Here is a 21,285-nt window from a genome sequence, read left to right on the forward strand (position 1 = left end):
TTGTGAGGCGCAAAATCATTCTCTTGTTTGTATGTAGCGCTATAGTGGCAGGTGCAATTGTTGTGATTACATATTATAAAAAAAGAGGATTAATGCATAGCAGTTGCAAAGTATTCAAGAGGTATTATCGTAGATTAAAATAACGAACCTATAACTAATGTGAAAATTTATGAAGATTCAATTGAAAGTAAGATGCGTAGTATTTCAAATGCACAAGGTGAATTTGAAATACCACATGGAGTTTGTGGTGAAATTGCATTAAAATTAGTTACTCAGAATGGGGAAGTCTATACGAGAAAATATGATAAGAATCATGTGTAAGAAGAAAACTAAAGGTGAATAAAATGAAACCATTACAGAGAAAAGTAGCAGTTGTGGACGGAGCAACTATATATGTAACTGAATAACTATATGTTTTTTAAGAGCGCTCTTAGAAAAGAGTGCTCTTTTTCATTAATGTAAATATTTACATAGCATCTTTTTAAAATGATTTTTATCATAATTTACATATTGCGTAGCTGTATTTCGTATTGGATCTCCGGCATAAAATCTTTCATACAATTCGTGTCTAGATCCTAATGGACTTCCAATGATATCCCAGGCTAACTTAAATAATTTTGTGCGTTGTTCGGCATCTATATTCGTTCCTTTAAAGTGCTTTTTCAATAAATTAGCTATCGGACTTTGGAAGTCATTCGAGCTCGAAGGAAGTTGAATGAACCCACCTGCTCCAATTAATTGTAAAATTTCTATTGCACGGGGATAATATTTGGAACCAAGATTCTTTGCAGTTTCGATATATTTAAAATTCGGCAAATAAGTTTTCGTTTCATTTGTAGTACCTTCAACTTCTGCAGCAATTAAAAGTGCGCGAATTGTTTCGATTTGCATAATTAATTCCCCAAGCTTCTCTTGAACATGCAAATAAGTAGTAGCACCGATCGCTTCAGCAATTTCACAAGCAATTGCAGTTATAAATTCTAGCTTTACTACTAATCGTACAATTGCTTGGTGATAAGCTAAACTACTAGAAGCTACATCTGACTTTATTGCCCATAACGCTTCAGGGTTGTTATATAGTAAGACTCGTTCCCATGGTACAAATACATTATCAAAGATTAATAGTGCATCCATTTCATCGTACTGTGAGCTAAGAGGGGAATCAACTGTAATTGAATGTGTATTCGCAAATGGTTCTCTACAAACCATATGTAATCCAGGGGAATTGGCTGCCACGATGAGAAAGTGAGCTAAATCTTTTTGAGTATCAGTCAGTTTTGCTAATGGATAGATTAATAAATCATTTGAATAAGGAGAAGCAGTACCAATCATTTTAGCACCACTTAAATAAATTCCATCAGAAGTTTTTTTCGTAACTCTTAGTAATCCTAAGTCGTTTGTATTCAACATTGATTCTGTAGATCGATTTATTTGTGGATCACGTTGAACTACGCTTAAGAATAAGTGATTATCTCTTGCTTCTTCATAATAAGATGTAATTTTATCTGGAAACTGTGCATCGAATTTTTTATAAAAATATTTTGATACGTACCAGCCAGTAAGTCTCGATCTTGCGTAATCAGATAGTCTACTCATTACACCGTCTGTAGCATAACTCCACGTTTCAAAAGCGGTTCTCCTCATTAATAATTCGTTATAGGAATTCGGAACTAAAAAGGCTGTATGGACAAATTCTTTCGTTTTTGGACTAACATATCCAACAGAATCTCTTCGTATTGGATCATCAAACAATGTAAATAAATTAGAAATGGTACTTAATGTTCCTGCAAAATGTTTGTCTGTAGTTACATCTACTTTTTGTCCATAGAGCCAAACGTTACGACCATCTTGTAAGCTCTTTATATAGTAATCTTTCAAATTTTGCATATTTCCTCCTTCTAAAGACTATTCATATATTTGGACATCTTTTAATGGTGGGGAATATACGTGGAAAGTTATTACTGCTGAATCTGTAGCATTATACATTTTATGCACAGTATCTTTTTTTACTGTGAAAATATTTCCCTCTGTAAACTCTTCAATCCGCTCGCTATTATTTTCGTACGTTATATTTTGTAACGTACCATTGACTATTAGTATACATCCTACAGATATTCCATGATCGTGCACAAAGGTCTTTGCTTTGCTGGGGAAATTTAATACTAAAATCTCTACGAATTCAGACTGATAGATAACGTTCCTTCCGTATTCAAGATTAACTGGTGAAGTAATAAAAGGAGCTATTTTATGAAGTGAAATATTTAATGATTGAATAGTGTGTATTAAATTGAACGTATCGTAGTTACATAGGTTATTAAATGCCTTTCTTATGTTATGAATCAATTGCATGTACAACTTCCTCCTAAGCATTTGCAGTGAAAGAAAGTAATCTCCTATTATATCGTGTGTAGTTGATTACATAACATTGTATTGAATAAATTCAAAAAGGTGACTGGTTTTAATTGGGTAATATTTGCTCTGGACTACATGGTAATTAATTCCTTTTTTATGGTATGCTTGAACTATAGCCCGCTTTCTATTGGAAAGGTGATGAAATAAATGGCAGTTCTTTTAGTGGATAATCTATATCAAATGTCTATTGTTTTACTGATCTTATGTTCATTTTGTTTTTATAGATATTTAAAGAAAATAAAAAGGGAAAGAAAGCTTACAGGTTTTGAAATTACGATGTATATCGTGACGCAACTTGCGTATTTCATTTGGGCGGCAACGACTTTTCTTAAAATGTTATCAGAATAGTAATCTTGAAGTATTAGACGCTGAACAGAAAGGTACAGGAGCATTAAAGGTATAAACGTGGGCAAGGGTAATTTATCATCTATTAGGTAAATAAATTTAGTCGAAATTTAGATGGATAACAATATTACTTATAACATCTTTATAAAAAGAGAGGATATAAATGGAACAATATAAGTTAATTGTAAAAGGGCCTAAACAACTTGAGTGGGAAACAAATGAAATTAAGGACATACAGGACGATGAAATTATCGTTAAAACAATCGCAGGATCGATAAGCATTGGGGCCGAGTTACCACAGTATAATGGATCCGATGTTACAGATCCGCATCCTTTTTATCCAAGAAAAACTGGATATGAAAGTTATGGTGAAGTGATTGAAGTTGGTAATCAAGTAACACATGTAAACGTAGGTGATAAAGTAGTTTCTTTTTATGGACATGAAACGATAGGGATAGTTAAGGCACATAAAGTAATTCGAGTGCCTAGTTCTATACAACCTAAAATTGCTTTATTATCTATTCTTTCATGTGATGCCGCTAAAGGAGTATTGAAACTAAACCCGCGACAGGATGAAAAAGTACTTATAATTGGAATGGGAGTTATTGGTTTACTCGCTTGTTATTTCTTAAAATACTATGTAGGCATTGAGCACGTGGATGTTGTTGAGCCTAATAAAAATAGAAGAGATTTTGCAAAGAAGTTTGGTACGAAAAACATATATGATTCAGAAGAGAAAATAATAGAAACATATGATTATGGTTTCGAATGTTCTGCTACAAATAGTGGGTTCCATACTTTGCAAAAAGCTCTTAAAACTAATGGTAAAATATGTATACTGTCTGATGGCAATATAGAAGAACTAACATTAACTGCTAACTTTTATCAGAAAGAATTGCAAATCATTGGATCAAGTGATGGATACGATTATCAAAAGCATGCAGATTGGTTTTTTGAAGAAATAGGAAAAACACCATTTATAGAAGAGATCTTTCAACATGAAATACATTATACTTCACTCATACAATGCTTTGATGAATTGAGTTTAGGGATAATTAAACCATTAAAAGTATATGTTTCATATGAATAACGAAAAAAATGAGAAAATATTTGTCACATACCTTACAAATGTTTCGTCACATTTATGATTACTAAATGAGGAGGAACATATATGAAAATATTTGTAGCAGGTGCAACGGGTGTAATAGGACGTTCTTTATTGCCAATGTTAATAAAAAATGGGCATACAGTTTTTGCGATGATCCGTAATACTTCGCAAGTAGAAGCAATGAAAAAGGTTGGTGCCATACCAGTAATAGCTGATGTATTTAATAGAAAGGCTGTATTTTCTGTATTAGAAGAAACAAATCCCGATGTAGTTATTCATCAATTAACGTCATTATCTTCATGGGATTTTGAGGATAATGCAAAAATTAGAACAAAAGGCACTCGTAACCTTGTCGATGCAGCTAAAAATGTAGGGGTACAGAAAATAATCGCTCAAAGTATTTCATGGGCGTATGAACCAGGGGATACATTTGCGACTGAAAAAGATTCACTACATATTACTGCTTCCATGCCTCGACAAGTCACTGTTAATGGCATATTGAAATTAGAAGAAGCTGTTACTGAATTACCTGAATCGGTAATACTTCGTTATGGCACATTATACGGACCAGGAACATGGTATGCGGAAAACGGATTAATAGCAAATCAAGTTCGTAATAATGAGATTATTGCATCAGACGGGATAATCTCGTTTATACATGTCGAAGATGCTGCAAGAGCTACTATGCTATCCCTTAATTGGCCTTCAGGAATCGTAAATATTGTAGATAATTATCCAGCAACTAGTAAAGAATGGTTACCAATATATGCAGCAGCGATAGGGGCACCTAAGCCTAAAGTTCAAGATGGGAAAAATAGTTGGGAAAGAGGAGCTTCCAATAATAAAGCACGTAAAGAGTATGGTTGGATACCTTTATTTCCATCATGGTCTGAAGGATTTAACAACTTAATAGGTAAGTAAAACACACCTTTAATGGGAATGATAGTAAAATACACCATTAAAGGATTGGGTTATTATGAATATAATTTGGGAAAGTATTATATTAACTTTTACTGGAATAATTGTTTTGAAAATGACAGGTAGTACATCTGTCAGCCAAATGACAAGAGCTGAAATCATTATAGTTGTATCAATTGGCCGTATTATTGTAGAACCTGTATTAAGTAGAAAAGTAGTCCCATCTATATTCGCGGCTATCATATTTGCAAGCATATTACTTATCATTCATTTCTTTGAATTGAAATTAAGGAAGGTGGAACAATTTTTAAATGGAAGTAGCATTATAATTGGTGAAAACGGAGAGATTGTAAAAGAGAATTTGATGCAGGCAAAAATGTCGGAACAACAACTTTATATGCAATTAAGAGAAAAAGGGATTCATGACGTAAAGAGTTTACAGCAAGTTACAGCGGAACCGAATGGTCGTATTGGTTATCAATTAATAAAAGAAGCAGAACCAATAACTTTAGAAATGTTAGAAAAAGTATTAGATCGGTACAATATAAAAAGATAATTTCTCGTGAGAAAAAGCCAATACTATAACGGAAGTATTGGCTTTTTTATTTTTCTACAAACGTAAGGATTAATAAAATAGGGTGGATTTTAAACCAATCATTATAATAGATATAGGCTTATAATTGTGCTATATTCAATGGACTTATAGTGAATGTGGTAAAAAACTAATTTGGCATAGGTAGACGCAGCGTTAAAATTTATAAGTTTTTAATGTGATACTAAAAATGGATTGAAAATAAGGAGATAGATACATAATGGAATTTTGGGAATCAAGTTTTATCGAAAAACAAACGATGTGGGGATTTGAACCTACAGAATCTGCAATTTTGACAAAAGATTTTTTTCTTGAAAAGAACGTTAAGAATATATTAGTTCCGGGTATTGGATATGGAAGAAATGCAAAGGTTTTTATCGATAATGGTATAAATGTAACAGGTATTGAAATTTCGAAAACAGCGATCGATTTAGCAAGAGAAAACGGACTAGAAGATGTTAGTATGTATCACGGTTCAGTAAACGAAATGCCTTTTGATAATAAACTGTATGATGGGATATTTAGTCATGCACTTCTTCATTTGTTGAATGAACAGGAAAGAGAGAAATTTATTGAAGATTGTTATAATCAGTTAAAACCAGGCGGATATATGGTTTTTACAACTGTTTCTAAAAAAGCTCCCATGTACGGAAAAGGAAAACAGTTGGATAAAGATTATTATGAGATAATGGAAGGTGTAAAAATGTTCTTTTATGATTCTGAATCTATAAAAAAAGATTTTAATCAATATAGATTAGTAAAAGTTTCGGAAATTGATGAACCAAATAAGAACATGGCAAATAAACCTTCAATCAATTTCTTAATGATAAAATGTAAGAAAGAACGATAACTAAAAGTTATTAAGAATGATTAAAGATGTTTATATATTGATTATGCACAAATAAAAAGGACAAGCATATAATATAAATACCTTTTAACTTTAAGTAACCTTAACTTTCGTTAATAGGGTATCTCAAAATCCCCAAAAGAGCACTTGCGGAAACAAGTGCTCTTTTATTTTTTGTTTCATAAATATTTATAGTTGCAAATTTCGTGCAATAAAAATAAATCTGAGAGAAATAATCATATCTTTATTATACGATTATTTCTGAACTACAAACGATATAGCATTTGTTTTTAATTGAATGTGTCTTTCATTTCGAACAATATCATAAGCTAATTCTTTTATTTCAACTTTTAGTTCTTTCCATTCTTTATAAATGCTTTTTAAAGTACTTATCATTTCTTCGGTTGAAAGATTAATTTCAATTAAAGCTTCTAATTCTTCATTCGTTATTGAATCAATTTCTTGTATGTTAGAGTTAATAATTAAACAATTAATACCGCCGTTTTTTGTACCTCTTTTCATAGAGTGGAGTACATTTTTAAAATCTTCTTCTGATCTGACATGTTCTAAACTTGATACTGCAACGATATAATCATAAGCGTTAGAGTCAATATGATAGTTTTCAATTGCTGCTTCTTCTGTTTTTATAGCCTCGAATACATCATGTTCTTTGCTATAAATTTGTAGCTTTGTTAAAGCGGAATTAAGTAAATCAACACATGTAACGGTGCCGCTAGTATTTTTTATTTTTTTTGCAATTGGAATGCTATTTCTCCCAACGCCAGAGCCAAGGTCAAGTACTTGCAAGTTGTTTTGTCCGTCAAAGTGGTTCATCAAGTCCATAACCGTTTTAACTGGTTTGAAAAGCCAAGAGCCAGCTTCAAACAGTTTATATTGTTCATAGCAAAGGTCGTGATATTTCTTTTCTTCTTGTCTTATGTAATCGATACGGTTCACATTGTTTCAGCTCCAATATTTTTATTGCAAAATGAATAGGTGGGACAGCCTTTAACATTTGTTTGAATTCGAAAAATACCACCAGCATGTGGATACTCTTTTAATTCGTTATCACTCATTCTTGTTCTGGCTGTTGTAACATATAAATCTGTTAAATTAGGCCCACCAAATGTACATGATGTTACATATAACGCGGGAATTGGAATGCTTAATATTTGTTTTCCAGTAGAGGGATTCCATCTAGTTATTTTTGAACCTCCCCAATGTGCAATCCATAAACAACCTTCTTCGTCAATTGTCATACCATCAGGTAGACCATCATTTTCAGAGAAATTGATTACATCACTTGGATTATGAATGTCTCCAGTACGTATATTATATTGATAGCGAACCACTTTTTTAGTAGGTGTATCTATAAAGTAAAAGTATGTATGATCAGGTGACCAAGCAATTCCATTTGATGTATTTACATGTGAAACTTTTTTCTCTACACTTAAATTATGATGTAAACAATACAAGGAACCTGCAGCATTCATACCGTATGTATCTGTAGAACCTGCCCAGAAACGACCAGCTGGATCACATTTTCCATCATTGAAACGATTTTCTATTAAATGTGGTTCAGGGTCAAAAATATGTGTCAGTTTTTCTGTATTTACATTAATAGAATAAAAGCCGTTTTCCATAGCTAAGAGTAGTACATCCTCTAAATATGGAACAACACAGCCAATTTGTTGATTGAGAACAATTACTCGGTTCGTATTAGCGGTAGGATTATATATGCATAATTTTCTCTCCATAATATCAACCCAATATAAAAGTTGCTTTTTTCCATTCCAACATGGTCCTTCAGCTAAACTTGCTTTAGCATCTAAAACTAATTCTATATTACTGAACAAGATGTTCACCTCGCGTTATAAGATATTAATATAATTCGATAAGAATAGAGGTAAACCTTTTAGTCAAAGGATATTAAAATTTATACTGTAGAAAAATGACCTTCTCAAGTGATTAAAAAAGTGTATAAGCAAGGAGAGGAAAATGCATATGATGTTTTATGAGATTGTTTGCTTTTCTTGTAAGAATATATTTCGTGTTTACGAAGGCAGTGAAAAATATAAGCGATTTAAAGAGAAACCAAAAGGGGCATATTGTTGTGATGAGTGTAGCCACAAAATTCAATTAGAAGCGATAAAGAATTTTTTTAGATAATTTTACGATTTCGATTCGGAAAAGTTTGACAATAAAAGTGTTATAAATTATCATATTAAAAAACTAATATTTAAGGCATAGAAGAGAAGAGTAGTTAAGAAAGAATACGTACAGAGAGCTCTGGTAGCTGAGAAAGAGCGGTATACATCTTAATGAAAAAAGACTTGGAGCTGCGCAAGGAACTAATTTATTTAGGGATGGTGCGACGGGTTCTCCCGTTATAGAGATAGGGTATAAGCATATTTTGCCGTACCTGAAGAGGTTAATATGGTGACATATTAACAAACTGAGGTGGTACCGCGAAGCTAACAACTCTCGTCCTCAAGATGAATAATCTTGGGGGGTGGGAGTTTTTTTGTTGCATAAAACTGGAAATGAGAAACAAAAAATAATTGAGGTGAGTAATATATGCATTGGGCGTATGAAGTAGCACATGAATTAATTAGGAAACATCCAAATAAAGAAATGTTTGTTTGTGCATCTGGAATTAGTCCGTCAAGTTCTGTTCATATTGGGAACTTTCGTGAAATCGTAACGACTTATTTCGTAGTAAGAGCACTTCAAGATTTAGGGAAAAAGACTCGTTTTATATTTTCGTGGGATGATTATGATAGGTTTAGAAAAGTTCCAAAAAATATTGATCCATCTTTTGCAAAGTATATTGGTATGCCATACTGTGATATTCCAGATCCGTATGGATGTCATAACTCGTATGCGGAGCATTTTGAAAAAGAGTTTGAAAAATCGCTTCAAGCATTTGGAATTGAAGTAGAATTTATTTATCAACATGATGAATATAGAAGCGGAAGGTATAACGAAAATATATTAGAGGCCTTGTATAAACGAAAAGAAATATATGATATTTTAATGGGTTTTAAAACTAGAGAGTGTAGTGAAGAAGAACGAGAGAGCTTTTATCCAGCTACATTATATTGTGAGAGATGCGGAAAAGATACAACAACTATTACACATTTTGATGAAGTATTAAAAACAGTCCGGTATGAATGTGAATGCGGAAATGAAAAAGAGTTATCCGTATTAAATACAAATAAAATGAAACTAAACTGGAAAATCGATTGGCCGATGAGATGGATGATAGAGGATGTTATTTTTGAACCGGGCGGTAGAGATCATTCATCAGAAACGGGTAGTTATAATGTATCAAAAGAAATTGCAAGGGAAATATTCAATCGAGAAGCGCCTCATTATGTTGCTTACGATTTTATTGGTATTAAAGGGAATCATGAAAAAATGTCTAGTTCTTCAGGGAATAGTATTACACCAAGCAATTTATTGAGAGTGTATATACCAGAAGTAATTCTCTTTATGTTTGCAAAATACAAACCAGGCGCTGCTTTTCATATTGGGTTGGATGAAGATGTGATTCGTAATTATACAGAGTATGAGCGATTGAAAGATAGTTATGAAAATAAAACGCTCAAAAATGAAGATTTATTTGATGCAATTAAAATCTCTAGAGTTGATAGTGAGATTAAAGAATATCCGAAATTTAATCAAGTAGCAGGAACGTTACCATTATTAAATTTTGATTCAACTATTTTACAGGGGATATTAAAGAAAATAGATAGGAGCTATGCATTAGATGAAATGAGAGCGATAAGTAATCGCGCAGAGTATTGGATAAGAAACTTTCAATTTGAAAAATTAATCGCGGTAAATGAGGAGAAAAATGCAGAGTTTTACTACACATTAGATGAAAGGCAGAAAGAATGGCTAGTAGAAGTTTGTAAAATACTTCGTTCTAATAAAGATTACTCTAACTTAATGGAGCAATTATATGCGATTTGTCATCATGAAAATAAAAAAATAATGAAAGAAAATCAAAAACAATTATTCACTATTATATATAAGCTCATTATGAATCAATCAAATGGTCCTCGTATACCATTATTAATACATGTAGTAGGCATAGAAAATTTCATCACACTATTAGATTTCTAAAACACAGTTAAAAGCAACGCAAGTACCAAAATTTCTAAGTACTTGCGTTGCAAATTTTACTATCGTGAATACATTTTCGGACATTCATCACCACTTGGTTCATAAAAACAATGGCTTTTAAACTGTCCTACAAATGGCTGATTATACCATTCAGGCGGACAAGCTCCAACTGGACGGAAATACCAAAGAGCCCATCGTGCAGGCCAGCGCCATTGACCTTGTAAAACTTTTCGTGCGATTTCTTTTTCTGATTCACGAGCGCGTTGATAAAAATATCCATATTGTACTGCTTCAAATCCGCCGGGGCTTTGATATACAGCGTCTCGTACGGTACGGAGTTGTTTAAAATCTAAGCAATCACAAAATACACGGTTTACTACAACGCATCCAACTAACTCCTCACCTTGGCGACCTTCGCCTTCAGCTTCAGCACGAATTAATCGAGCTAGTAAATCAACATCACTTTCGTTGTATGGAATAAGGGGCATAGTGATACCACCTTTCTGTTATAGTAAAGAGTGTATGTTATAAAACAATCTGCGTGCTTTTTTACATAAAAATAACATTTAATTTTAAGAGGAGCTTGTATAAAAAAAGCTAATTAGTAATAGTAGATAAATATAAAAGGGAGAGGTATTATGTATCGAATTCATAAAGACCATATCATTTACTCAATGTCACCAGAAAATGAGCCGTGTATGGAAGTAGAAATTGGGAGCAGTCTTGTATTTGAAACATATGATTGCTTTGAAAATCAAATCGATTCTGAAGATGTTGTGTTACAAGAATTAGATTGGAACCGAATTAATCCAGCGACTGGACCTGTATATGTTAAAGGAGCAGAACCTGGCGATATATTAGTCGTAACGATTGAAAAAATTGAAATTGCAGAGCAGGGCGTTTTAACTACAGGTGCAAACCTTGGTGTAATGGGTGATGAGTTAAATGAAAATACAGTGAAAATTGTCCCAATACATAATGAATATGTTTTGTTTTCAAGTGAACTACAAATCCCGATTAATCCAATGATTGGGGTAATTGGTACTGCACCGAAAGAAGAGAGCATTTCATGTGGCACACCGCATGATCACGGCGGGAATATGGACTGTAAAGAAATTAAAGAAGGAACAACATTACTACTACCAGTTAATGTCCCAGGAGCACTATTAGCATTAGGTGATTTACACGCAGCAATGGGTGATGGTGAAATTGGTGTTAGTGGTGTAGAGGTTGCTGGTGAGGTAACGGTAACAGTTCAAATTATAAAAGGAAAACAATGGCCATTACCAATGGCTATTCAAAAAGAAAAAATGATGACGATTGCTTCAGAGAAATTGTTAGATGATGCAGCAAATCGTGCTGTACGTAATATGGTGACATTTTTACATGAAGAATTAGCAATGTCTAAAGCTGATGCAACGCTTTTATTATCGGCAGCAGGTAATTTAAAAGTTTGCCAAGTTGTGGATCCGCTGAAAACAGCGCGTATGGAACTAGGAATGGATTATGTGGAGAAACTAGGATTTACTTTTAGTAAATTTCATATTAAATAGATAAGGGACGAAAAAGGATACTTTTGTATAAAAGCATCCTTTTTTTAATTTACTGATTTTGTGAAAAGAGGTAGTATTTATTTTATATAAGTATATTTGAGATTGTGGATTAAAAAGGAGTTCAATAATGGTCAAAATTATGATTGTAGAAGACGATATGAAAATTGCAGAACTATTATCGACACATGTTGCGAAATATGGTTATCAAGGAGTTATTGTATCGGACTTTCAAAATGTATTAAACATTTTTTTAGAAGAACAACCAGAGTTAGTTTTATTAGATATTAATTTACCGAGTTTTGATGGGTACTTTTGGTGTCGTCAAATTCGGGGAGTTTCAACATGTCCGATACTATTCATTTCGGCCCGTGAAGGCACGATGGATCAAGTTATGGCGTTAGAAAACGGTGGCGATGATTTTATTCCGAAGCCCTTTCATTATGAAGTTGTAGTGGCGAAAATTCGTAGTCATTTAAGACGTGCATATGGAGATTATGCACCGAAATTAGAAGAACGAATGATTGAACAACAAGGTCTTTGTTTATATCCCGAAAGACTTGTATTGAAACTTAGAAATGACGAGATTGATATAACGAGAAACGAAGCCATTTTATTAGAGACATTAATGAAAAATTATCCGCGTGTTGTGAGTAGAGAAGTGTTACTTAATAAATTATGGGATAGTGAATCTTATGTTGATGATAATACATTAAGTGTAAATACAACACGTGTGCGTAAAAAGTTACAAACGTTGCATATAGAAGGTGCGATTGAAACGATTCGTAGTGTTGGATATAGATTTCATATTACTTGGGATAATGGTATAGAAAAATGATAAGGTTGTTTATACGTGATCATATACCACTTATTTGCTTTACCATAATTCAACTACTAGCTATATTTCTCGTATATTGGTTTGATGGGCATAATCATATTACAACGGCGTTATATGCAATGTTTCTAGGTGTTTTCTTTATGGGAAGTTATTTAGTGTTTCGTTATTTTACACATCGTTCTTTTTATGAGCGCCTAGCAAACCCGATGCAATCTTTGGATGAATCTGTTCAAAAATCTGATTTTGCAGCTGTATCGGCTGCTCTTCAAGAACTACTTGAGGTGCAATATCGACATTATCAAAATCAGCTGCAAATGCAAGAGAGAAAAAATAATGACCATTTAACCTTTATGAATCAGTGGATTCATCAAATGAAAACACCTTTATCTGTAATAGAATTAATTACACAGGATGAAGTAGATTCACGTTTTGAAAGTATAAATGAGGAAACTGATCGATTAAAAAAGGGATTAGAAATGGCTCTGTATGTCGCGCGTTTAGAAGCATTTACACAAGATTTTTATGTAGAAAGAGTACAACTACATAAAATAGTGAATGATTCGGTACATGAGCATAAACGTTTCTTTATCCGGAATTTTGTATATCCAGAGCTTGAAATTGATAAGGACATTACTGTAGAAAGTGATGCGAAATGGTTACAATTTTTAATCGGACAAATACTATCGAATGCGATTAAATATTCATCAGGTAGTAGAGAGAAAATTAAAGTGAAAGCTTGTAAGGAAGGTAATAATGTTATACTTGAAATTGCTGATAATGGTGTAGGTATACCGAAGCAAGATTTACCAAGAGTATTCAAACCTTTCTTTACAGGAGAAAACGGTAGAGATTTTAAAGAATCAACTGGAATGGGGCTATATCTCGTATATGAAATTACGAAGCAATTAGGACATAGTGTAGAAATCTATTCAGAAGTTGGTAAAGGTACCGTTGTACGTATTATATTTTTTAATGTGTAAAATGACTCAGGCTAAAGAACTTTTGAAATAAGTTTTTTAGCCTTACTTTATATGGATTAAATGAAATGATATACAAGACTGGTATGATTCTAATAAAAGGTCGTGTAAGTATGTGTAATGACACAATAATAAATAAGGCTGTTAAATGAGAGGGATTTAATAATTTATTAATATATAAATAGTTTATTGTAAGAAAAAAGCTCGCCCTTTAAAAGAGCTAGCTTTATGAATTTTAATTAAGTAAACAAACTTAATAATTTATATCCAATTAATCCCAAAATAGTGATAGGAATCATCATTAAGAAAGAAGAAATTCGATGAGCATTAGAGCGTTCTAATACAAGAATCAAGATAATCCCGACTATGACTTCGGTATATCCAACAGGTAACATGTGACTATAGTCTTCAAAATTTAAAAGAATGTGAAGTCCATCCGTTACAAAAACTCCACTAATAAGTGAGCTTCCGAATTTATGAAGTGGATTTGTAGTATCTTTCCATAGAAAACCTGCAATTCCAAAGATAGTTCCTCCTATACATGCACATACAATCCATACAGATATAAAATAAATAGAGTGAGCTATATTTTTAATAACTATTGCATAACCATAGTAGCCTAATACCATTCCGAATAGTGCAAGGATACCAGAAAGTATAGCTGTACGCTTAGAATAACTAAAGCTAGCCACAAAAAAGGATGGAACTAACCAAACGCTTCCTAGATTAGCTAATGAATTCCAATGTCCAGGAAGTATACTTTGCCCCAATTTAGTTAGTATACCAACAATTATCCCTACTATAATCGGGATGAGAAAAATCATTAAAAACATATTTAACTTTGTGATTTTTAATGTCCTGTCCATAAAATCAATCCTTACATTAATATTTTCTGTAAAAATATAATAGCTTATTACAAGGGGATAATCAACAATAAATTATCGATAAACAATAATTTATTGTTGGGTAATGAATAATATTTTGTTTTTATACAAAATTTATCCCGCTTTAATGGGCAGTAAGACCCCCACCTCAAAATTCAGCGAAAGCAAAGAAATTAGGTGGGGGTCGGGCTGCCCATAAAAGTCCGATTGGTTCAACTAATAATCAGTGGCGATGAAGAAAACCCCCACTGATTAAAGTTTCACTTTATATAAGAGAGAGTGCTTAGAAGTTTACTATTGGGGAAATCTAAAGGACGTAGTACAATCAATGTAATTTGTGCTTATTCAACATGAAGTTAAGGAATGATAAATAAACCTAAAAGAAAGCAATCTTTTTAACAGCACAAATAATTGCATTTACTCATACAGTACTAGTATGGTACAATATGGTTATTAATGACGGAAAGGAATGATGGGTGGACGATGATTAACTAATCTTATTTTTAAATGTTGAAATTCAATAAATTTCAATTTCTAAAAAATAGGATTAGTCTGCCCAATTCCAAACAACGGTATTGCTATTTATATTGCGCAATAGCTTATTTGGGTATAAATAATATAATGACTAATCCTGCCAAATTTATTTGGGAGGATTTTTTTATTCTCCCTTAATGAAAGGGATCGATATTTATGAAAGAACTATTAAAATTAAATGATGTTTATGTTGAAATAAAAGAAAATATGTTGTTAGAGAAAATGAATGTGACAGTAAAACAAGGGGATGTTATCGGATTAATCGGTAAAAATGGTGCTGGTAAATCAACGTTACTTCAATTAATAAATGGGAAGATTGAACCTTCAAAAGGTACTGTTGAATGGATGCAAATGAATATGACAACAGCATATGTTGAGCAAGAAATAGAATCTTTTATTAGTAATGATGTAATTGCAAAAGAAGCAGAACTTCTTGCGAAATGGGGCGTGCCAACGAACGATTTTCATACTTTAAGTGGTGGTGAAAAGCTGAAAATTCGATTAGCAAAAGGATTTGCTGAAAATCCTAATGTCTTAATATTAGACGAACCGACAAATCATTTAGATGAGATCAGTACGGGATTTCTCATTAAACAAATAAAAAACATGAGAGGTACAGTTATCGTTGTATCGCATGATCGATATTTTTTAGATGTTGTCGCAACAAAAATATGGTCAATTGAGGACAAAAAATTAATTGAGCATAGTGGTAATTATACGAGCTACATGAAAGCACGTGAGCAAAAAAGAAAGTCGCAGCAGCGTGAATATGAAAAGCAGCAAAAAAAGATAGAACAAGTAGAAACACATATAAAAGAATTGAGTTCATGGTCACAAAAGGCACACGCGCAGTCTACAAAACAAGAAGGTGTGAAAGAATTCTATCGTGTAAAAGCGAAGCGAATGGATGCACAAGTGAAGTCAAAACGAAAACGACTTGAAAAAGAGCTGGAGAAAGCGAAAGTAGAACGTGTGAAAGAAGAGTATTCAGTTGAGTTTTCTATTCAAGCGAACAAAAAAGTAGGAAAACGTTTTTTAGAAGTGAAGCAATTAAAAAAAGACTTTCATGGGAAAGTATTATTTGAAAACGTTAATTTTACAATTCAGCACGGTGAGAAAGTTGCGATTGTTGGACCAAACGGTAGTGGGAAAACAACATTACTGAAGATGATTATGGGAACGGAAACTGCTGAAGGAGAAATATGGATTTCACCATCTGCGAACATCGGCTATTTAACACAAGAAGTTTTTGATTTACCGCTTGATAAAACACCAGAAAATTTATTTTTTAAAGAGACGTTTGAAGAAAGAGGAAAAGTCCAAAATTTAATGAAACATTTAGGGTTCCAAGCTTCTCAATGGAAAGAGCCGATTGAGCATATGAGTATGGGAGAAAGAGTAAAATGTAAGCTAATGGCTTATATTTTAGATGAAAAAGATGTACTCATTTTAGACGAACCGACGAATCACTTGGATCTACCTTCACGTGAACAACTTGAAAATACATTAGCTGAGTATAACGGAACATTAGTAATTGTATCTCACGATCGATATTTTCTGGAGAAAACAACTAACACAAAACTCGTGTTTTCAAACAATACGATACAAAAGCAGCTAGAAGAACCTACGAAAACAAGAGATGATATTGAAGAGCTACGTTTAACGTTAGAAACAGAGAGACAAGAAGTATTAGGGAAATTAAGCTTTTTAACTTCTAACGACAAAGAATATAAAGCACTGGATGAACGGTTTATGGAACTTACGAAGCAGATTAAGGCACTATAATGTATTTGTAAACGTGATTAAGGGGGATGGTTACATTCCCATCAAGCTAATCAAGTAAATTACTAGATACGAAATGCTTCTTGTTTCAAAACTAGTAAGTGATAAAAAAGTAGGCATGCTAAAGAAGCCTATTAAAAAGTGATTTTTCGCTAGGCAGCTTGTCTATGCTTCACCGTCGTGTTATACACAATCCCTAGAATATCAAAGACGGTCATATTCTTATGTCTATGATATTTACGACCGTTCTTTTTGAGCAGTTGATAAAGGTGATGCAGAATTTTTAAAAGTTCTTCTGTGCCAACCGCTATCGCTTGAAACAGTAAAGGAAAGTAATCTTTAATCATATAAATCGCTTTGTATTCACTCAGTTCCTGCTTTTTCTTTTCAAGCAGAAACTGTCGCATTTGAAACATTGTAGAAGAACAAAGGAGAATACCTATGAGTTGCCCATATAAATGACACTCTAGGTGTTCTCTTTTTATATTTTTACATTCATCAATTTCAAAGAATGACTTCCGCGTTTTAAACAAAATTTGTCGGGTAAAAGACTGGCGCGGTATCAATTGTGACCCGTTTCCAGCCTCTCCCCATAAGAACTGCTCGTGAGGTTTTCCCTCAAGCAGCTCACCCCATAAACTTCATCAAAAGGGTTATGAGACCTATCAAATGACAGACACTTTCATCGAAAACTCTCTGCACTTTTCAGGGGAAGGACTTTCCAGTCCCAGTAGAGCCCCAGTACACCATAGAGATATTCGTTACTCCATCTCTGCCATCCGATGCTACGCTTTCGTCTTCGTTTCCTTCTCGTTAACAATGTGCGAATTTTCATCTCCGTATAATCACGTACTTCACTGAAAGCTTGACTAGAGTTCCCAATCCGGAAGTAGTTCACCCATCCAGTTAGTACGGCATTGATTTGTTTTATTAAGTCTTGTGCTGGCTTCGCTCCTGCGTTTTGAATGAGTTCGCGAATTTTTGCTTTCACTGTCGTGCGAGCTTTCTTCTTCGGGATCATGAAAACGAAGAATCCATTCTTATTTCGGTTCGGTATTCGTCTCAGGTCAAATCCTAAAAATCCGAAGGATTCTCCTTTTAGGACATTGACCATCTGAGTCTTCTCCAGATTCAGTTCAACTCCCAAAGGCTTTAACTGTTCCCACAGTCGTCGTAATGCCAGTTCAGCCCATCCACTTTTACTAGAGTGTCCGCTTACAGCGATAACTATATCGTCGGCAAAACGGTGATAGTTTACAGCTTCGTAATTGCCCTCAGCTGTTTTGCGTCGAATGGCATCAAATGTCCAATCCACTTCATTGAGGTAAATGTTCGCGGCTAGTGGAGAAAATGGCCCCCCTTGCGGGACACCGATCTTTCCTGCTGCCTTAATTACCTGTTTTACAAGATGCATAACCTGTGGGTCTTGGACACGTTTCGCGATTTTCTCCAATAATATGTTGTGTCGGATTGTATCAAAGTAGCGTGACAAATCAATATCAATTATTATGGTCATACGGCGTAATATACTACGTCGTACTTCTGCCAATGCCTGATGTGGAGAGCGTTTCGGTCGAAACCCATACGAGTTTGGACAGAAATCAGCTTCAAAAATTGCTTCTAATATGAGTTTTAGCGCTCCTTGTACTACACGATCTCGTATACACGGAATTTGCAGAGTTCGCATTTTGCCGTTTGCCTTTGGGATTTCTACTTTTCGATTGGCTTGTGGTCGGTATATTCCAGCTTGCAATTCCTCTTGAATACCCGTTAAGAATGGGATAACTCCTTCTAGTTCTATATCAGCAAAACTTTTTCCATCAATGCCTGGAGCACCGTTGTTTTTCCTCGCTTGTTGATATGCTTCGTGAAGGGTTGTCATTTTGGTAATGTGGGTAAATAGCCCCCAAAACCGGTGCGTAGGTTCAGACTTCGCCTTTCGATAGATTCGTTGCCTTAGTTCCTGCAAAGTGATGGGTGTTTTTGTCATGGCACCCTTGCCTCCTTTAGTCATACGAAATGTTTACAGGTTCGGACCCTTTCCTCCCCGCGCGTTTTGCTGCACGCAGATCTCTGGTACTACGATCCGTTCCGCCACCCTGACACCTACCGTTCTCACTTCCCGATCGCGGTTATAGAGACGGTCTCCTCGATGAGGTTTCTTCATCGGGTGTCGAGGGCTTCTCCAGTTTCCACATTATCTTTCTCTCCATGTCGCCGCTGATACCCCGCCGGTGAGAACTGCCGTTCCAGACTCGTTTCGGTCAGTTCTTGTTGCTTTCGCACGTTATCGACCGTCTCAGCCACCGGAATTGCGTGTAACGAGGCTACATCTACGTTCACTGTACGTTACAACCTGGAGATTTGCCCACATGCCTTTTGCATGTGATGTCAGAGGGCTTCACCATGTCGCTTTCACTTCATGGCGCCTCTCAGGCTACGGGAGTGGAGTCTATTCTCCCGATTGGACTTTCACCAACTAGATAATGTGTCCTTATCTGGACACGCCAATCTGCCAACGAAGTGAATATAATGAATGCACGTAGTTCGTCGGTACTTCTTCTAGCGACGTGTTCGTGATATATACATTCATGCTCATTAAACGTTTACTTTTATCCTTCATGACAATGCCTTTCTTCTTTTCACGTATTGCTTGGTTTTTCAGACGTATTTGCGTTTGATCATCGGTTAAACGATGGATAATAACACGTGCTGGAAGTTTCTGATTTTGACCAATGTATGCCTCGGGGATTTCCATCGTTTCACCAGGGATTAGACCAGACAGCATTTGTGTCATATCAAGCTGGATGTATTCCGTTTGCTTTTTTAACGTACCATTGTTGTAATATTGGCTTAGGTTAAGCTTGTGAAAAAAATATATTCATGTATAATACAATTGATGTATGATACATTAGTTGTAGGAGGGTGACCTATTTGAAAAGAGAAGATGCCTTAAAACTAAGAACAGATATTAAGAAAATGATTATAATAACTGGGGTTTTTGAATCTCAAAATTTGCCCAATGGGCCATTTGAAAAACCTTTACCAACTTCTCAAATGATGGCGTTAGAGGAACTAGAGGTGGAAAAATTAACTGTTTGGCAACTATCCAATAAACTTAGATTAGAGACTTCAACTGTAAGTAGATTGGTAGATAAGTTAGTAAAAAAGGGGCTTATTTATCGTGAAGTAAATGAAAAAAATAGAAGAGAACTTTTTCTGCACCTCACAGAAAAAGGTCACATAACTGTTAATTGCTTAAGAGAGCAATCCATTACATTTTATCAAAGTATTCTCAATAATTTATCAGAATCAGAACAAAAAATAGTTGTGGATGGTTTTGAATTATTTATTGATTCTATTTCTAAGTCTTTTGATTAGAGTGAGGTAAATCATAACATTTGGAGGGTAAAATGAGTTTGGATTTTGAACGTCCTATTATTGAATTAAAAGAGAAATTTGATGAATTAAAGAAAATTATGAAAGAAAATAATGTAGATTTATCGCCAGAAATTCATGTATTAGAAAAACGTTTAAATAAAATGCAAGATAAAATTCATTCTAATATTACACCTTTTCAACGAGTTCAAATTGCAAGGCTACGTAACCGGCCCACGACATTGGACTATATACCTTTATTGTTTACAAACTTTCTCGAACTTCATGGTGATCGATTATATGGTGATGATAAAGCAATGATAGGTGGTATTGCAAAATTTAAAGGGATGCCCGTTACGGTTATTGGTCATCAAAGAGGTAGAAATACAAAGGAAAATATAGAAAGAAATTTTGGAATGGCACATCCAGAAGGTTATAGAAAAGCGCTAAGACTTATGAAACAAGCTGATAAATTTAATCGCCCTATTATTACATTTATTGATACAATAGGCGCCTATCCAGGGAAAGGGTCTGAAGAACGTGGAATTTCTGAAGCGATAGCTCGAAATCTATTTGAAATGGCTACACTTAAAGTGCCAATTGTTTGTATTGTAATTGGAGAGGCATCAAGTGGTGGAGCTCTTGGCATTAGTGTCGGTAACCATATCCATATGTTAGAGTATTCATGGTACTCGGTAATTTCGCCAGAAGGAGCAGCATCTATCCTATGGAAGGACGCTAAGTATGCTCCAGAAGCTGCTGAACATATGAAAATTTCAGCAAAAGATTTAAAACATTTAGGAATTATTGATGAAATCATTCCTGAAATTAAAGGTGGAGCACAAAATGATATAAAATCACAGGCAAAAGTGATTGAATCTGTAATCGAATCATCTCTGAAAAAATTGATACTATTATCCTCGGAAGAGCTTATACAACAGCGGTATGAAAAGTATAGACAAATAGAGAATTATAAATGAAAATATTTA

Annotated in this window: 20 protein-coding genes, 3 pseudogenes and 1 other annotated feature; of the genes and pseudogenes, 14 read left to right on the forward strand and 9 right to left on the reverse strand. The window is 34.1% G+C overall.

Going from position 1 to position 21,285, the window contains the following annotated elements:
* Positions 1-2: 2 nt before the first annotated feature.
* Positions 3-321 (forward strand): annotated as a pseudogene (locus tag ACUN13_RS14325) (hypothetical protein).
* 132 nt (positions 322-453) lie between these two features.
* On the opposite strand, the gene ACUN13_RS14330 reads toward ACUN13_RS14325, so the two are convergent.
* Entirely contained in the window at positions 454-1,887 is a 1,434-nt protein-coding gene (locus ACUN13_RS14330; RefSeq protein WP_025687949.1) for a 4-hydroxyphenylacetate 3-hydroxylase family protein, read from the reverse strand.
* An 18-nt stretch (positions 1,888-1,905) separates the two neighbouring features.
* Entirely contained in the window at positions 1,906-2,349 is a 444-nt protein-coding gene (locus ACUN13_RS14335; RefSeq protein ID WP_001176009.1) for a cysteine dioxygenase, read from the reverse strand.
* Between the two features lie 210 nt (positions 2,350-2,559).
* Here ACUN13_RS14335 and ACUN13_RS14340 point away from each other — a divergent pair, with 210 nt between their 5' ends.
* From ACUN13_RS14340 to ACUN13_RS14360, 5 genes are all read left to right on the forward strand, one after another.
* Positions 2,560-2,760, forward strand: a complete 201-nt coding sequence (locus tag ACUN13_RS14340; protein ID WP_000279689.1) for a hypothetical protein — start codon at positions 2,560-2,562, stop codon at positions 2,758-2,760.
* Positions 2,761-2,920: 160 nt separating this feature from the next.
* Complete coding sequence (locus ACUN13_RS14345) at positions 2,921-3,847, forward strand: zinc-dependent alcohol dehydrogenase (RefSeq protein WP_000438848.1); 927 nt, start codon at positions 2,921-2,923, stop codon at positions 3,845-3,847.
* An 81-nt stretch (positions 3,848-3,928) separates the two neighbouring features.
* A complete protein-coding gene (locus tag ACUN13_RS14350; RefSeq protein ID WP_000689433.1) occupies positions 3,929-4,786 on the forward strand; it encodes an NAD-dependent epimerase/dehydratase family protein in 858 nt (285 codons plus the stop codon).
* Positions 4,787-4,841: 55 nt separating this feature from the next.
* Positions 4,842-5,339: a DUF421 domain-containing protein gene (locus ACUN13_RS14355; protein WP_445423857.1), complete on the forward strand. Its 498-nt coding sequence runs from the start codon at positions 4,842-4,844 to the stop codon at positions 5,337-5,339.
* A 256-nt stretch (positions 5,340-5,595) separates the two neighbouring features.
* Entirely contained in the window at positions 5,596-6,225 is a 630-nt protein-coding gene (locus tag ACUN13_RS14360; RefSeq protein ID WP_000397611.1) for a class I SAM-dependent methyltransferase, read from the forward strand.
* A gap of 252 nt (positions 6,226-6,477) precedes the next feature.
* On the opposite strand, the gene ACUN13_RS14365 is transcribed toward ACUN13_RS14360, so the two are convergent.
* Both ACUN13_RS14365 and ACUN13_RS14370 read right to left on the reverse strand, forming a co-directional pair.
* Positions 6,478-7,179, reverse strand: coding sequence for a class I SAM-dependent methyltransferase (locus tag ACUN13_RS14365; RefSeq protein ID WP_001079450.1), 702 nt, complete (start codon positions 7,177-7,179; stop codon positions 6,478-6,480).
* Positions 7,176-8,078 (reverse strand): SMP-30/gluconolactonase/LRE family protein, encoded by a 903-nt coding sequence (locus tag ACUN13_RS14370; RefSeq protein WP_025687951.1) that lies wholly within the window; start codon positions 8,076-8,078, stop codon positions 7,176-7,178. The genes ACUN13_RS14365 and ACUN13_RS14370 overlap by 4 nt, the downstream gene beginning before the upstream one ends.
* Before the next feature lie 142 nt (positions 8,079-8,220).
* Between ACUN13_RS14370 and ACUN13_RS14375 the strand changes: the two genes are divergently transcribed.
* The gene (locus ACUN13_RS14375) at positions 8,221-8,391 is read left to right on the forward strand and encodes a DUF2197 domain-containing protein (protein WP_000551042.1); all 171 of its coding nucleotides are present in this window, start codon (positions 8,221-8,223) and stop codon (positions 8,389-8,391) included.
* Between the two features lie 69 nt (positions 8,392-8,460).
* Positions 8,461-8,717, forward strand: a binding site (T-box leader).
* An 82-nt stretch (positions 8,718-8,799) separates the two neighbouring features.
* Positions 8,800-10,353, forward strand: a complete 1,554-nt coding sequence (lysS, locus tag ACUN13_RS14380; protein WP_445423858.1) for a lysine--tRNA ligase — start codon at positions 8,800-8,802, stop codon at positions 10,351-10,353.
* 59 nt (positions 10,354-10,412) lie between these two features.
* Here the strand turns inward: lysS and ACUN13_RS14385 are convergent, their stop codons facing one another.
* The gene (locus ACUN13_RS14385) at positions 10,413-10,841 is read right to left on the reverse strand and encodes a cell wall hydrolase (RefSeq protein WP_001128402.1); all 429 of its coding nucleotides are present in this window, start codon (positions 10,839-10,841) and stop codon (positions 10,413-10,415) included.
* A 150-nt stretch (positions 10,842-10,991) separates the two neighbouring features.
* Here ACUN13_RS14385 and ACUN13_RS14390 point away from each other — a divergent pair, with 150 nt between their 5' ends.
* The 3 genes from ACUN13_RS14390 (at position 10,992) to ACUN13_RS14400 (ending at position 13,721) form a co-directional block, all read left to right on the forward strand.
* Complete coding sequence (locus ACUN13_RS14390; protein ID WP_242278115.1) at positions 10,992-11,906, forward strand: acetamidase/formamidase family protein; 915 nt, start codon at positions 10,992-10,994, stop codon at positions 11,904-11,906.
* A gap of 127 nt (positions 11,907-12,033) precedes the next feature.
* Complete coding sequence (locus ACUN13_RS14395) at positions 12,034-12,741, forward strand: response regulator transcription factor (protein WP_000238994.1); 708 nt, start codon at positions 12,034-12,036, stop codon at positions 12,739-12,741.
* The gene (locus tag ACUN13_RS14400; protein ID WP_002183605.1) at positions 12,738-13,721 is read left to right on the forward strand and encodes a sensor histidine kinase; all 984 of its coding nucleotides are present in this window, start codon (positions 12,738-12,740) and stop codon (positions 13,719-13,721) included. The genes ACUN13_RS14395 and ACUN13_RS14400 overlap by 4 nt, the downstream gene beginning before the upstream one ends.
* A 236-nt stretch (positions 13,722-13,957) precedes the next feature.
* On the opposite strand, the gene ACUN13_RS14405 is transcribed toward ACUN13_RS14400, so the two are convergent.
* Entirely contained in the window at positions 13,958-14,584 is a 627-nt protein-coding gene (locus ACUN13_RS14405) for a DUF6518 family protein (protein WP_000376264.1), read from the reverse strand.
* Positions 14,585-15,292: 708 nt separating this feature from the next.
* On the opposite strand from ACUN13_RS14405, the gene abc-f reads away from it, so the two are divergent.
* Complete coding sequence (gene abc-f, locus ACUN13_RS14410) at positions 15,293-16,921, forward strand: ribosomal protection-like ABC-F family protein (protein ID WP_048538120.1); 1,629 nt, start codon at positions 15,293-15,295, stop codon at positions 16,919-16,921.
* Positions 16,922-17,070: 149 nt separating this feature from the next.
* Here the strand turns inward: abc-f and ACUN13_RS14415 are convergent.
* The 3 genes and pseudogenes from ACUN13_RS14415 to ACUN13_RS14425 form a co-directional block, all read right to left on the reverse strand.
* Positions 17,071-17,457: pseudogene (locus ACUN13_RS14415) on the reverse strand (IS4 family transposase); the annotation flags it as partial.
* Between the two features lie 143 nt (positions 17,458-17,600).
* Positions 17,601-18,908: a group II intron reverse transcriptase/maturase gene (gene ltrA, locus ACUN13_RS14420; RefSeq protein ID WP_153579992.1), complete on the reverse strand. Its 1,308-nt coding sequence runs from the start codon at positions 18,906-18,908 to the stop codon at positions 17,601-17,603.
* Positions 18,909-19,421: 513 nt separating this feature from the next.
* Positions 19,422-19,769: pseudogene (locus ACUN13_RS14425) on the reverse strand (IS4 family transposase); the annotation flags it as partial.
* 83 nt (positions 19,770-19,852) lie between these two features.
* Between ACUN13_RS14425 and ACUN13_RS14430 the strand changes: the two are divergent.
* Positions 19,853-20,299: a MarR family winged helix-turn-helix transcriptional regulator gene (locus ACUN13_RS14430; RefSeq protein WP_016122572.1), complete on the forward strand. Its 447-nt coding sequence runs from the start codon at positions 19,853-19,855 to the stop codon at positions 20,297-20,299.
* A gap of 32 nt (positions 20,300-20,331) precedes the next feature.
* The gene (locus tag ACUN13_RS14435; protein ID WP_000050722.1) at positions 20,332-21,276 is read left to right on the forward strand and encodes an acetyl-CoA carboxylase carboxyltransferase subunit alpha; all 945 of its coding nucleotides are present in this window, start codon (positions 20,332-20,334) and stop codon (positions 21,274-21,276) included.
* Positions 21,277-21,285 lie beyond the last annotated feature (9 nt).

The sequence above is a fragment of the Bacillus cereus group sp. Bce041 genome (genome assembly GCF_052646455.1).

Bases quoted from the DNA above. Each gene is read 5' to 3' on its own strand.
- ACUN13_RS14400 (WP_002183605.1), top strand. From the start codon at position 12,738: ATGATAAGGTTGTTTATACGTGATCATATACCACTTATTTGCTTTACC.
- ACUN13_RS14395 (WP_000238994.1), top strand. From the start codon at position 12,034: ATGGTCAAAATTATGATTGTAGAAGACGATATGAAAATTGCAGAACTA.
- abc-f (WP_048538120.1), top strand. From the start codon at position 15,293: ATGAAAGAACTATTAAAATTAAATGATGTTTATGTTGAAATAAAAGAA.
- ACUN13_RS14385 (WP_001128402.1), bottom strand. From the start codon at position 10,841: ATGCCCCTTATTCCATACAACGAAAGTGATGTTGATTTACTAGCTCGA.
- ACUN13_RS14390 (WP_242278115.1), top strand. From the start codon at position 10,992: ATGTATCGAATTCATAAAGACCATATCATTTACTCAATGTCACCAGAA.
- ltrA (WP_153579992.1), bottom strand. From the start codon at position 18,908: ATGACAAAAACACCCATCACTTTGCAGGAACTAAGGCAACGAATCTAT.
- ACUN13_RS14340 (WP_000279689.1), top strand. From the start codon at position 2,560: ATGGCAGTTCTTTTAGTGGATAATCTATATCAAATGTCTATTGTTTTA.
- ACUN13_RS14375 (WP_000551042.1), top strand. From the start codon at position 8,221: ATGCATATGATGTTTTATGAGATTGTTTGCTTTTCTTGTAAGAATATA.
- ACUN13_RS14350 (WP_000689433.1), top strand. From the start codon at position 3,929: ATGAAAATATTTGTAGCAGGTGCAACGGGTGTAATAGGACGTTCTTTA.
- ACUN13_RS14360 (WP_000397611.1), top strand. From the start codon at position 5,596: ATGGAATTTTGGGAATCAAGTTTTATCGAAAAACAAACGATGTGGGGA.
- ACUN13_RS14435 (WP_000050722.1), top strand. From the start codon at position 20,332: ATGAGTTTGGATTTTGAACGTCCTATTATTGAATTAAAAGAGAAATTT.
- ACUN13_RS14335 (WP_001176009.1), bottom strand. From the start codon at position 2,349: ATGCAATTGATTCATAACATAAGAAAGGCATTTAATAACCTATGTAAC.
- ACUN13_RS14405 (WP_000376264.1), bottom strand. From the start codon at position 14,584: ATGGACAGGACATTAAAAATCACAAAGTTAAATATGTTTTTAATGATT.
- ACUN13_RS14330 (WP_025687949.1), bottom strand. From the start codon at position 1,887: ATGCAAAATTTGAAAGATTACTATATAAAGAGCTTACAAGATGGTCGT.
- lysS (WP_445423858.1), top strand. From the start codon at position 8,800: ATGCATTGGGCGTATGAAGTAGCACATGAATTAATTAGGAAACATCCA.
- ACUN13_RS14345 (WP_000438848.1), top strand. From the start codon at position 2,921: ATGGAACAATATAAGTTAATTGTAAAAGGGCCTAAACAACTTGAGTGG.
- ACUN13_RS14355 (WP_445423857.1), top strand. From the start codon at position 4,842: ATGAATATAATTTGGGAAAGTATTATATTAACTTTTACTGGAATAATT.